Genomic DNA, 12,765 nt, shown 5'->3' with positions numbered 1-12,765 from the left:
GCGGGGCAGGGGGTGGCAATGGCGTTTCCGACGACACGCTCCTCGACACGGGATTCCAACGAACCGCTGGCGCCTTCGGCAACGCTGCTGGGGCTGGGGGACTTGCAGGTCTGTTGCGACGCTGGCGTTCTCGATTTCGAGGACACCTCGACCCTGGAGCCCCTGGCCGATCTGATCGGCCAGTCGCGGGCGCTGGATGCGATCCGCCTTTCGGCCAGCATCAACCACGCCGATTTCAACCTGTTCGTTCTAGGCCCCGAAGGCACCGGGCGCCATTCCGCGGTGCAGCGCCTGCTGGCGGCCGAGGCGGCGGCGCGCCCGACGCCGCCCGATTGGGTCTATGTCAACGACTTTGCCCGCCCCGACCGGCCCCGCGCCATCGCCATGCCGCCGGGCACAGCACCGCCCCTGCAAAAGGCGATGCAGGCCTTGGTCAACGATCTGGCCGAGGATATCCCCGCCCTCTTCGAATCCGAAGAATACCAAAGCCGCCGCAGCACCATCGAACAGCGCCTGGCCAGCCGCAAGGAAGCGGGCTTTGACAAACTACTGGAGCGCGCGCGCGGGCGCAATGTCACGATCCTGCGCACGCCGATGGGCTTTGCCATCGCCGGCATGCGCAACGGCGAGGTGATCAAGTCCGACGACTTCGCCAATCTGCCGCAAGACGAACGCGAGACGATCGAAAAGGGCGTTTCGGCGACCGAGAAGGAGCTTGCCAAATACCTCCGCTCGATCCCCAAGCTGGAGAAGGAGCACCGCAGCGCTGTCGCCGCCCTCAACGCCGAGATGGCGGAGGAGGCGGTGGATGACGCACTGGCCCCGGTCCTGGAGGGCTTCGGCGCAATCGAGGCGATCAAGCCCTATCTGGCAGCCCTGCGCGCCGACCTGATCGAAAACGCCGAGGTCTTCCTGCGCGAGGGCAACGGCAGGCAGGAGGGACCCTTTCCGGTGACCCATGCCCATGTCCATGACCACCCGGCCTTTCACCGCTATGGCGTCAACGTGATGGTCTCGACCGCGCCCGCGGCGACCGGCGCGCCGATCGTGGCCGAGCCTTTGCCCTCGCTGTCCAACCTGATCGGCAAGGTGGACCACATCTCGACCATGGGCGCCCTTGTCACCGATTTCACCCTGATCCGTCCCGGCGCGCTGCACCGCGCCAATGGCGGCTTTCTGATCCTGGACGCGATGCGCATCCTGACCGAGCCGCTGGCCTGGGAGGCGCTGAAGCGCAGCCTGGAGATGCGGGCGATCCGGATCAGTTCGGCGGCCGAGATGCTCAGCCTGATCTCCACCACCTCGCTGGAGCCCGAGCCGATCCCCTTGCAGATCCGGGTCGTGCTGGTGGGCGATGCGATGGTGCATCTGCTGCTGCGGGCCTACGACCCGGATTTCACGCGCCTGTTCAAGATCGCCGCCGATTTCAGCCATGACATGCCCCGCACGCCCGAGGGGGTGGGGCTTTTCGCCCGGATGGTGGCCGCGGTCTGCCAGCGCGACGCTTTGCGCGCCGTCAGCCGTGATGGGGTGGCGGCGCTGGTCGATGTCGCGACCCGCATCGCCGAGGATCAGGGCCGCATGTCGCTGCGGATCGGCGCCCTGTGGGATTTGTTGCGCGAGGCCAATCACATGACCGAAGCCAGTGGCAAGACCGTGATCGACGCCGCCCAGATCACCGCCGCCCGCGCCGTGGCCGAACACCGCGTGGACCGCGCCCGCGAACGCCTGCAACAGATGATCCACGAGGGTTCGCTGATCGTCTCGACGGCGGGGGCCGAGGTGGGCCAGGTCAACGGGCTGACAGTGGTCAGCAGCGGCCTTTTCGACTTTGGCCTGCCGGTGCGCATCACGGCGCGGGTGCGGATGGGCAATGGCAAGGTCATCGACATCGAACGCGAGATCAAGCTGGGCGGCCCGATCCATTCCAAGGGCGTCTTGATCCTGCAGGCCTTCCTCGCCTCGCGTTATGCCGCCGATGTGCCCTTGTCGCTATGGGCCAGCCTGGTCTTCGAGCAGACCTATGGCGGGGTGGAGGGCGACAGCGCCTCGGTCGCCGAACTTTGCGCCCTGCTGTCGGCCTTGTCGGGCATCCCGGTGTCGCAGTCCTTCGCCGTCACCGGCTCGATCAACCAGATGGGAGAGATCCAGCCGATCGGCGGGGTGAACGAAAAGATCGAGGGGTTCTTCGACTGCTGCCGCGCCTCGGGCCTGACCGGCCAGCAAGGCGTCCTGATCCCGCGCCGCAATGTGCGCAACCTGATGCTGCGTCCCGATGTGGTCGAGGCGGTGGCCAAGGGCCAGTTCCGCATCCATGCCGTCTCGGACATCGACGAGGCGATCGAAGTGCTGACCGGCTTGCCCGCCGGCCTGCGCACCGCCACCGGCGCCTTCGAGGACGGCTCGGTCAACGCCAATGTCGAAACCCGGCTGAGCGAATTTGCCTGGGCGCTGCGCGATTTCATGAAACCCGGCAAAGAGGCGGCGGCCCTGGACGTCGATGAGTGAAGGAGAGGCATGATGACCCACAAGGATGTTCTGTTCCGCTCTGCCGCGCGGGAAAAGATCCTCAGCGGTACGACGCAACTGGCCGACACGATCCGCGTCACCCTGGGCCCGAGGTCGAAATCGGTGCTGATCGACCGCAAATACGGCCCTCCGCTGGTGTGCAACGACGGGGTGACCATCGCCAAGGAGTTCGACCTGAAGGACGCGGCCGAAAACCTGGGCGTGCGGATGCTGCGGCAGGCGGCGGAAAAGACGGCCGATGTGGTGGGCGACGGCACCAGCACGGCGACGGTGCTGGCCCAGGCGATCTTTGCCGATGGCGTGCGCAACGTGGTCGCCGGGGCCGGGGCGCTGGACATCAAGCGCGGGCTGGACCGCGCCGCGCGGGTGTCCTTCGAGACGCTGAAGGCGCTGTCGCGTCCGGTCAGGACAAGGCTGGAAAAGACCCAGGTCGCGACGATCTCGGCCCATAACGACGCGGCCATCGGCGATCTGGTGGCTGAGGCCATGGAAAAGATCGGCTCGGACGGCGTGATCACGGTCGAGGAATCCAAATCCACCGAAACCGTGCTGGACGTGGTGGAAGGCATGCAGTTCGACCGCGGTTTCCAGTCGCCCTATTTCATCACCAACCAGGACAAGATGGAGGCAGAGCTGGAAGACTGCCTCATCCTGCTGTTTGACCGCAAGATCAGCGTGTTGAACGATCTTCTGCCCCTGCTGGAAGAGGTGATCAAGGCCGGAAAGTCCCTCCTGGCCATCACCGAGGAGATGGAGGGCGAGGCGCTGGCCACCTTCATCGTCAACCAGATCCGCGGCACCTTTCACAACTGCGCCGTCAAGGCGCCGGGCTTTGGCGACCGCCGCAAGGAGCTGTTGCAGGACATCGCCATCCTGACCGGCGGGCAGGTGATCTCGGCCGATCTGGGGCTGAAGCTGGAGAATGCCAAGATCGGCTACCTCGGCCGGGCGCGGCGGGTGGTGGTGGACAAGGACACCACCACGATCATCGGCGGCGGCGGCGATCCGGGCCAGATCAAGGGCCGCATCGCCCTGATCAAGGCGCAGATCGACAAGACCACCTCGGATTACGACCGCGAAAAGCTGGAGGAGCGTCTGGCCAAGCTGTCGGGCGGGGTGGCGGTGATCCGCGTCGGCGCCCCGTCCGAGGCCGAGATGAAGGCTCGCAAGGACGCGCTGGACGACGCGATCAGCGCCACCAAGGCCGCCATCGCCGAAGGCATCGTGCCGGGCGGCGGTCTGGCCCTGCTGCGCTGCATCCCGGCCCTTGAGGCCGAAGCTGCGCTTTGCGAGGGTGACGAGCGGACCGGCGTGCAGATCCTGCGCCGCGCGCTGGAGGCGCCAGCCCGGCAGATCGCCGAGAACTCGGCGCTGGATGGCGGGGTCGTGGTGGCCCGGATGCTGGAGGGCAAGGGCAACTTCGGCTTTGACGCCGCAGCCAAGACCTATGTCGACCTGATCGAGGCGGGCATCGTGGACCCGACCAAGGTGGTGCGGGTCGCGCTGGAAAACGCGGTCTCGGTCGCCTCGACCCTGTTGCTGACCGAGGCGACGATGACCGACCAGCCCGAACGCGAACCCGCCCGGGCCGAGGTGCCGATGTGACCCATGTCAAATCGGGGCAAGGGAAACTCCGGTAGACTGGCGGCCTGACAGAAGGGCGCACGATGCGGGCAGGGGCAGAGGTTGTGTTTCGGACGAAGGGCTTGGCCAAGGTCTACACCTCGGGCGAGTTGCAGGTTCATGCCCTGCGCGGCGTCGATTTTCAGGCCGCCAAGGGCGAGATGGTGGTGATCCTCGGCCCCTCCGGTTCGGGCAAATCGACCTTTCTGAACATCATGGGCGGGCTTGATACCGCCTCCTCCGGCTCTGTCTGGTTCCGCGATCTGGAGCTGAGCGCGCTGGATGCCAGGGGCCTGACCCAGTACCGGCGCGATCATGTGGGCTTTGTCTTCCAGTTCTACAACCTTGTCCCCAGCCTGACCGCGCGCGAGAACGTGCAGCTGGTGACCGAGATCGCCCGCGCGCCGATGACCGCCGACGAGGCCCTGGCCCTGGTCGGCCTGACCGACCGGCGCGACCATTTCCCGGCGCAGCTGTCGGGCGGCGAGCAGCAGCGCGTGGCCATCGCCCGCGCCATCGCCAAGAACCCCGAGGTCCTCCTCTGTGACGAGCCGACCGGCGCCCTCGATTCCGCCACCGGCATCCGCGTGCTGGAGGCGCTGGCCCAGGTCAACCGCGTGGTGGGGGCGACCACGCTGATCATCACCCACAACATCGCCATCCGCGAGATTGCCGACCGGGTTCTGCGCTTTGCCGATGGGCGGATCGTGGAAGAGTCGGTGAACAGCGTCAAGAAAAGCCCGGCGGAGGTGTCATGGTGATCTCTCCCCTCCGCCGCAAGGTCCTGCGCGACCTGCGCCGTCTGTGGCCGCAGGTTCTGGCGATTGCGCTGGTTCTGGCGGCGGGGGTGGCGACGCTGATCCTGGGCAACGGCGCCTATTCCTCGCTGTCCGAAACCCGGGCGCGCTATTACGAGGCCAACCGTTTTGCCGATGTCTTTGCCGATGTGACCCGCGCGCCGCGCGCGCTGCTGGCGGAAATCGCCGCCATCGACGGCGTGTTGAGTGCGGAGGCGCGGGTGGTCAAGCTCGGCCTTCTCGACCTGCCCGGCATGGTGGAGCCGGGGTCGGTTCTCATGGTGTCGCTGCCGGAAAACCCCGGCACCGGGTTGAACCTTCTGCATCTGCGGCAGGGAAGGCTGCCCGACCCCTTGTCCACCTCGGAAGTGGTGGTCTCGGAAGGTTTCGCCACCGCCCACCGCCTGCGCCCCGGTGCCACGCTGGCCGTGCTGATGAACGGTCAGCGCCGCGAGCTGACCATCACCGGCACCGCGCTGTCGCCCGAGTTCATCTATACCCTCGGTCCCGGCCAGATGATGCCCGACCCTCTGCGCTATGGCATCCTGTGGCTGCCTCGCAAAAGCATCGAGGCGGCCTATGACCTGGAAGGCGCCTTTTCCAACGTAGTGCTGAAACTGGCGCCCGGCGCGTCGGAGGCGCGGGTGATTGCCGCGCTGGACTGGCTGACGGCGCCCTATGGCGGGGTGGGGGCCTCGGGGCGGACCGATCAACTCTCGCATGCGTTTCTGGATGCCGAACTCCGGCAGCTGAGCGCGATGGTCAAGGTCCTGCCGCCGATCTTTCTCGCGGTGGCGGCGATGCTGGTCAACATGACCCTGTCGCGCCTGATCACGCTGGAGCGCGAGCAAATCGGCCTTTTGAAGGCGATCGGCTATTCCTCGATGGCGATCACCCTGCATTACGTCGAATTCGTGCTGCTGATCGCGGTGGTGGGCATCGGGATCGGCTTTGTCGCCGGGGCCTGGCTTGGGGTGGGGATGGCGCAGATGTATGCGCGGTTCTTCTCCTTTCCCTTCCTTGTCTTCACCCGCAACCCGCAGGTCTACGGGCTGGCCGCCATCGTGACCCTGGCCTCGGCGGTGGCGGGGGCGCTTTACGCGGTGCGGGCGGTGGTGAACCTGCCGCCCGCGGTGGCGATGGCGCCTGCGGCCCCGGTGTCCTACCGCCAGAGGCTCGGCGGGGTGCGCCGCGCCCTGACCCTGCGCCAGACCGAGGTGATGGTGGCCCGCCACCTGATCCGCTGGCCGTTTCGCACCTTTTCCAGCGTCTTCGGCGTGGCGATGGCGGTGGCGCTGCTGGTCGCCTCGCTCTGGTCCTTCGGGTCGATCGACCGGATGATCGACGTGACCTTCTTCCGCTCCGAACGGCAGGATGCGCGGATGGTCTTTGGCGAGGCCACCCCCTACCGCGCGCTTTTTGCCGCGCGCCAGATGCCCGGGGTGCTGACGGCCGAGCCCTTCCGCACGGTGGCGGCGCGGATCAGCCACCGCAACCTCTCCAAACGGCTGTCCATCACCGGGCGCCTGCCCGCCCCCGGCCTGTCGCGCGTGCTGGACCCCGATCTGCGCGTGATGACCATGCCGGAGGCCGGGCTGATCCTGTCCGAGGCCCTGGCCCTGGCGCTGGACGTGCACACCGGCGACCGCGTGACCGTGGCTTTTCTGGAGGGCGCCCGCCATGAGGTGACCCTGCCGGTCAGCGGCATCTCGCTGGGCTATGTCGGGCTGGGGGCTGCGACCAGTATCACCGCGCTCAACCGGTTGATGGGCGAGGGGGCGCTGATCTCGGGCGTCGATCTGCAGATCGACCCCGGCGCGCGCGGCGCCTTCTTCACGGCGGCCAAGGCCACGCCGCAGACGCGTTTCGTCACCGTCACCGCCCTGACCGTCACCCGTTTCAAAGAGACCCTGGCCGAGAATATCACCACGATGATCACCGTTTATGTCACCCTGGCCGCCATCATCGCCGTGGGGGTGGTCTACAATTTCGCCCGCATCTCCCTGTCCGAACTGGGGCGGGAACTGGCTAGCCTGCGGGTTCTGGGCTTCACCCAGGCCGAGGTGGCCGCCGTGCCCTTGGGAGAGCTGGCCGTGGTCGTTGCACTGGCGCAGCCGCTTGGCTGGGCCATCGGCTATGGCATCGGGGTCGCGATGGTGACGGCCTTTTCCTCGGACCTGTACCGCGTGCCTTTCGTGGTCGGGCCGCAGGTCTATGCCACTGCCAGCCTGGTGGTCTGCGCCGCCGCCCTCGCCTCGGCTCTGGCGATCCGGGGGCGGATCAACCGGCTGGACATGATCGAAGTCCTGAAAACGAGGGAATGACCCATGCGCCGCATCCTCCTGGCCCTTGCCGCCCTTCTGATCCTTGGCCTTGTGGTCTGGGCCTTTCTGCCGCAGCCGGTTCAGGTCGATCTGGCCCTCGTCGCCCCGCGCACCATCGACGTGGTGGTGGAGGAGGAGGGCGAGGCCCGCATCCGCGAGGTTTACACCGTATCGGCCACCATCGCGGGCAAGCTGGGGCGGATCACCCTGCACGCGGGCGATGCGGTTCAGGCGGAGCGCACCGTCGTCGCCTCGATCGGGCCGGTGGCGCCGGCGCTTCTGGACGCCCGCTCGCGCGCCATCGCCGAGGCGAGTGTGGCCGCCGCCAGCGCCGCCGTCGACCTCGCCCGCGCCCAATTGGTCCAGGCCGAGGCGACGCGGGATTTCATGGACACCGAGGCCCTTCGCGCCCAAAGGCTTTATGACCGCGCCGCCATGTCAGAGCGGGCCCTGGACAATGCCGTTCTGCAGCAACGCACCGCCGTGGCGGTGGTGGACAGCGCGCGTGCCAATCTGGCCGTCCGGGCGCGCGAACTCGACAGCGCCAAGGCCGCTTTGGAAACCGATGCGACGGGGAGCGCCACCTGCTGCGTGGACCTTGCCGCACCGGTCTCGGGCCGGGTGCTGCGCGTGCTGACCGAGAATGAACAGGTGGTGCAGCCCGGCACGCCGATCCTTGAAATCGGCGATCCCGCCGATCTGGAGGTGGTGGTGCAGCTCTTGTCGCGCGATGCCGTGCGGGTGGAGGCCGGGGCCGCGGCGCAGATCACCGGCTGGGGCGGCCCGCCGCTGGCGGCCGTGGTCAGGCGGGTGGAGCCGGTGGCCGTCACCAAGGTCTCGGCCCTGGGGATCGACGAACAGCGGGTCGAGGTGGTGCTTGACCCTCAGGGCGATCCGGGCACCTGGCAACCTTTGGGCCATGGCTTCCGGGTGATCGTGGGCATCACGGTCTGGCGCGGGCAGGATGTGCTGGCGATCCCGGTCGGGGCCCTGTTCCGCGACGGGTCGGACTGGGCAGCCTATGTGGTGCAGGACGGCAAGGCGCGGTTGCAGGTCATCACGCTCGGTGAGCGCAACGCGGATTTCGCCCAGGTGCTGTCCGGGCTGGCCGGCGGCGATCAGGTCATCCTGCATCCCAGCGACCGGGTCAGCAGCGGCACGCGGGTGACAGGCTGAAGCATCGCCCGCCGCAGCCAGCGCGGGGCGGCGCGCTCCGGTCTGCGCGAGACCGAAGCCTTCCGCCCTCCGGAACCCGCCGACGCCTCGGCAGTTGAACCCGGCCCGCCATTGCGCGGGGTCAATGCGCAACGGGCGCGCGGCGACAAGATGGATGGAACGCAACAGCCCAGAGGAGGATCAGATGGAACATCCCGGCTGGCGGAACCGGGTCTTGGCGGGCTTTGGTGCCGCGCTTGCCTCGGCTGCTGTCGTCTTGCCAGCCACGGCGGGCGGCGCGGGTGCGCTGGGCGCAGGCGTCCTGACACTCGGCCTCATGTTGGCCGCCCGGGCGTGCCCCTGGCTCCCCGGGCGGGTTGCCCATAGCGGCCAACGCCATGTCAGCTGATCCGGCAGGTCCCGCCCCCTCTGCCGCACGGGGCGATGCGTCGGAGAACATGCGCCTTGCGCAGCGGCTTGACGCCTATGCCGCCTTGCTGGAGCAGCAGGGCGACAACCGGTTTCGCGTGCGCGCCTATCGCGATGCCGCCATCGAGCTTGGCCGGATTGCCGAGCCGGTCCGGGCGATCTATGGCCGCGAGGGTGTGGCGGGCCTCGTGGCGCTGCCCAAGATCGGTCACGGCATCGCCGCGGCCCTGGCGCAGATGCTCACCACCGGGCGCTGGGCACAGCTGGAACGTCTGCAGGGCGAAAGCGGCGCCGCCGGGGTCTTCGCCACCATCCCCGGCATCGGCCCGGCCTTGGCCAACCGCCTGGCCGACCAGGAGGATATCGAAACGCTGGAGGAGCTTGAGACGGCGCTGCAGCCCGGCGCCAAGCCGATCCCCGGCTTCGGCCCCCGGCGCCGGCATGCTGTTCTGGCGCAACTGTCCGAACGGCTGGGCCGCTTTCGCACCGCGCGCCCCGGCACGCCGCCGCCGCCGGTCGAGATCCTGCTGGCCGCCGATGCCAGCTACCGCAGGCGCGCCGCCGCGGGAGAGCTGGCCACCATCGCGCCGCGCCGTTTCAACCCCGAAGGCGTGTCCTGGCTGCCGATCCTGCATGAAAAGCGCGGCGAGTGGTTTCTGACGCTGATGTATTCCAACACGGCGCTGGCCCATGAACTGGGCCGGACCCGGGATTGGGTGGTGATCTATTATCACAGGGACGGTCAGCCCGACGACCGCTGCACCGTCGTGACCGAAACCCGCGGCCCGCTGCAGGGAAAGCGCGTGATCCGTGGCCGGGAGGCCGAATGCGCTGCAGCACAGCCGCACGAGCCCGCCGCCGGGGGCGATGCCGCGACAGGGCCCGGGTCCTGACCTCCCTGCCGGACGGGATCACCGGCGCCGCTGCAGGACCATCCCCATCAGCAGGCCAATCCCCACAACGGCCAGCAGACCGGCGAGCCAGGGCCGCGGATGCTCGCGGACGCTGTCCTCGGCGGCATGTTCCATCCGGGCCAGACGCCTTTCGACCTGAAGCAGGATGTCCCGGCCCTTCCTCAGCATCTCGTCACGGGAGAGGCCATCGTCCTCTTCGGATGGGATGCCGTGTTTGCCAAAGCTCTTCAAGGCAAGCCCGAGGTTCAGCGCAGCATCCCGCAGCGCATCGAGGCTGGAGGGAGCGCCATGCCGGTCTCCCTCAGCCTCGTTCGTGGATTTCATCGTATCTTCAGGCATTTGATAGCCTCCCTCGTGCAGAATTGGCTGGCGTCCCCCATCGGACCTGAGGGAGGGTCGCAGAATTCGTTGCCCGGTGAATTGACGGTTATCATCGCAAGGCGGGCGCATGGCCGCCTACGGCGCCTTTCGGCCTGCGCCGGCGGCCTCGGGGGCGCAGGCCCCCTCTGCGGCAAGGCCAAGGGCAGTGCAGGCCCGGGCAAGCGTCGCCTGCGCCGCGCCACCCGCGTCGATGGCGACCCAGCCCGACCCGTCCGCCTGCCCCCCGGTCCGGCCCGCCAATCCCGGAGGCGCTCCGGTTGAGGCCAGCGCTGCGATCTGCTGGCGCACCACGGCGGCATCGGCATCCGAGGCGTCGTCCCGCCGGCCCGTCACCCTGGCAATCAGGACGGCTTCGGGTGCGGTAAGCCAAAGGCCGTGAAAAGGGATGTTCAGGCGCTGGGCCAGATCCTGCGCGGCCTTGCGCCACTGTGGATCCAGAAAGGTCGCGTCCAGGATGACGCTGTGGCCAGCCGCCAGGACCGCGCCGGCGCGCTGGATCAGGCGGTCGTAGACCGCGTTGCGGTCGGCGGGGGCATAGGATGCGCGGGCACCACCCTGCTTGCGCATCGTATCGGTGCGCAGGTGAATGGCGCCGGGGCAGGGGGCCAGCCGCAGGGCCAGATCCCGGGCCAGAACGGTCTTGCCGCTGCCCGACAGGCCGCCGATGGCCGTGAGGGTCGGTTCTCGCACGCCAAGGCTGGTGATGGCCTCGCGCAGATAGCGCTGCGCCTCGTCCGTCGAAGCCGTGGCATGTCCGCTGGCGCGGTCGGTCTGCATCAGGACCATGGCGCGGATCGCGGCGCGGACCGACAGGAACAACGGCAACGCCGCCAGTCCGCCATCCTCGGTCCCGCCCTCTTCTGCCCTGCAGGCGTCGCGTAGCCAGGCGTTCAGCACGGCATTGGCCTGATGGCCAAACCCGCGGTGGCAGAGGTCCATCAGCAGAAAGGCGAGATCGTAAAGCACATCGCAGGTGGCCAGACGCTCGTCAAACTCCAGCGCGTCGAAAAGGACCGGCCTGCCTTTCAACAGCACAAGGTTGCGCAGGTGCAGATCGCCATGCACGCGCCGGACATGGCCCTGCGCTGCCCTTTCGCGCAGGGTGCCAGCCTGCCGGGCCAGGGCCTGCCGCGCCCTGTCCAGAAACTCCTCGACCCGCCCGGCCCCCAGGGGTGCCGCGAAGGCGCGCAGTTCCAGCGCCAGTTCGTCGAGGATCTCGCCGATCAAGGTGTCCCCCGGGGCGGGCATCCTGGGACAGCCGGCGTGAAACCGCGCGATCACCTGCCCGAGCGCCGTGGCCACCGCGTCGGTCAACTGCCCGCTCGCCGCGACCTCCGTCATCTCGCTGGCGCTGGAAAAGCGGTGCATGCGCAGCACCCATTCGACCGGCCGGCCCCTGCCATTCAACGCCAGCCCGCCATCGGCCCGGCGGGTGATCGGCACCACATCGCGATAGATCATCGGCGCGGTGATCCGGTTGAGCTCCAACTCCCGCTCCAGCAGGGCGTGGCGCAGTTCGGGGGTCGAGAGGTCCATGTAGCTGTAGCGCGCCGCGCGCTTGATCTTCAGCGCCACCTTGCCGCAGAGGAAAACATGCGCACCGTGGGTTTCGACATGGCTGACCTCTCCGCCGCCGGCCCGCGCATAGGGCGCGGGCGACAAGAGGAAGGCAATCACCTCTGCCTGCGCATGGGGGTCGATCGGTGTCATCGCAGGGCAGGGTCCTCTGATCGGGGCGTGGACGCATGGTACGAATTTCCCCGGCGCCCGACATTGACTTCGGTCAAGGCGGGTCGGTTCGGGCTTCCTGGACGACCACCCGGAACCACCGGCCGCACCAGACCCCGCCCCTGTTGAGCAGCGTCAATGATGCCGGCCGGCACTTCTGCAAGGGTGCCGCAGGGGCCGGACGGCCCTGTCTCCTGCGTGAAAGGGAATCAAATGAGTGACATGGACATCCGACAGAACGTTCTGGACGCTTTGGAGTTCGATCCCGGCATCGACGCTGCGGCCATCGGCGTGGCGGTGAACAATGGCGTGGTGACGCTGAGCGGTCACGTCGCGACCTATGGCCAGAAGCTCAAGTCGGAAGAGGTTGCGATGGCGCTGCGCGGCGTCAAGGGGATCGCGCAAGAGATCGAGGTGCGCCCCTTCGGCGCCAATACCGTGGCCGATGACGAAATCGCGCAGCGCATCGGGAATGCCCTGCGCTGGAACACCAGCATCCCGGCGGATGCCGTCAAGGTGAAGGTGCAGGCCGGCTGGGTCACCCTGACCGGAAACGTGGAGTGGAATTACCAGCGCGATGCCGCCTCGCGGGCGATACGGGACATGGCCGGGGTGAAGGGGGTGGCGAACGCGATCATCATCGCGCCGAAGGCCAGCCCGGCCGATATCAGCGACCGGATCGAAAAGGCGCTGAAACGGCAGGCCGAGCTTGACATGCTCAACATCAGCGTCGTGGTCGCGGACGGGTCGGTCACGCTGGATGGCAAGGTCCACAGCCTGACCGAACGCCGGATCGCCGAACAGGCCGCCTGGGGCGCGCCGGGCATTCACAGGGTGAATGATCGGCTCTCGGTGGTGTGAGGGTCTGGGGGGGKGGGGGGCTGG

General features: G+C 68.1%; 10 protein-coding genes. 8 read left to right on the top strand and 2 right to left on the bottom strand.

Annotation, left to right across the window (positions count from 1 at the left end; translation table 11 throughout):
• Positions 1-18 precede the first annotated feature (18 nt).
• The 7 genes from AC1DVR_RS16875 (at position 19) to AC1DVR_RS16845 (ending at position 9,750) form a co-directional block, all read left to right on the top strand.
• A complete protein-coding gene (locus AC1DVR_RS16875; RefSeq protein ID WP_478001768.1) occupies positions 19-2,508 on the top strand; it encodes a Lon protease family protein in 2,490 nt (829 codons plus the stop codon).
• A gap of 12 nt (positions 2,509-2,520) precedes the next feature.
• Positions 2,521-4,134, top strand: a complete 1,614-nt coding sequence (gene groL, locus AC1DVR_RS16870; RefSeq protein ID WP_478001767.1) for a chaperonin GroEL — start codon at positions 2,521-2,523, stop codon at positions 4,132-4,134.
• Between the two features lie 62 nt (positions 4,135-4,196).
• Positions 4,197-4,913, top strand: coding sequence for an ABC transporter ATP-binding protein (locus AC1DVR_RS16865; protein ID WP_478001766.1), 717 nt, complete (start codon positions 4,197-4,199; stop codon positions 4,911-4,913).
• Positions 4,907-7,273 carry an ABC transporter permease gene (locus tag AC1DVR_RS16860; RefSeq protein WP_478001765.1) on the top strand — a complete coding sequence of 789 codons (2,367 nt, stop codon included), beginning with the start codon at positions 4,907-4,909 and terminating at the stop codon, positions 7,271-7,273. The genes AC1DVR_RS16865 and AC1DVR_RS16860 overlap by 7 nt, the downstream gene beginning before the upstream one ends.
• A gap of 3 nt (positions 7,274-7,276) precedes the next feature.
• Complete coding sequence (locus tag AC1DVR_RS16855) at positions 7,277-8,449, top strand: efflux RND transporter periplasmic adaptor subunit (protein ID WP_478001764.1); 1,173 nt, start codon at positions 7,277-7,279, stop codon at positions 8,447-8,449.
• A 184-nt stretch (positions 8,450-8,633) separates the two neighbouring features.
• Positions 8,634-8,837, top strand: coding sequence for a hypothetical protein (locus AC1DVR_RS16850; protein ID WP_478001763.1), 204 nt, complete (start codon positions 8,634-8,636; stop codon positions 8,835-8,837).
• Positions 8,827-9,750, top strand: a complete 924-nt coding sequence (locus AC1DVR_RS16845; protein ID WP_478001762.1) for a DNA-binding protein — start codon at positions 8,827-8,829, stop codon at positions 9,748-9,750. Before AC1DVR_RS16850 ends, AC1DVR_RS16845 begins: the two co-directional genes overlap by 11 nt.
• A gap of 18 nt (positions 9,751-9,768) precedes the next feature.
• Here the strand turns inward: AC1DVR_RS16845 and AC1DVR_RS16840 are convergent, their stop codons facing one another.
• Positions 9,769-10,110: a hypothetical protein gene (locus tag AC1DVR_RS16840; protein WP_478001761.1), complete on the bottom strand. Its 342-nt coding sequence runs from the start codon at positions 10,108-10,110 to the stop codon at positions 9,769-9,771.
• A 117-nt stretch (positions 10,111-10,227) separates the two neighbouring features.
• Entirely contained in the window at positions 10,228-11,862 is a 1,635-nt protein-coding gene (locus AC1DVR_RS16835; RefSeq protein WP_478001760.1) for a bifunctional aminoglycoside phosphotransferase/ATP-binding protein, read from the bottom strand.
• A gap of 231 nt (positions 11,863-12,093) precedes the next feature.
• Here AC1DVR_RS16835 and AC1DVR_RS16830 point away from each other — a divergent pair, with 231 nt between their 5' ends.
• On the top strand, positions 12,094-12,741 hold the full coding sequence (locus tag AC1DVR_RS16830; RefSeq protein WP_478001759.1) for a BON domain-containing protein: 648 nt from the start codon (positions 12,094-12,096) through the stop codon (positions 12,739-12,741).
• Positions 12,742-12,765: the final 24 nt, after the last annotated feature.

The sequence above is a fragment of the Rhodobacter sp. P2_H5 genome (genome assembly GCF_056403335.1).
The sequence above is the reverse complement of the archived record's forward strand: the minus strand, read 5'-3'. Positions and strand labels throughout refer to the sequence as shown.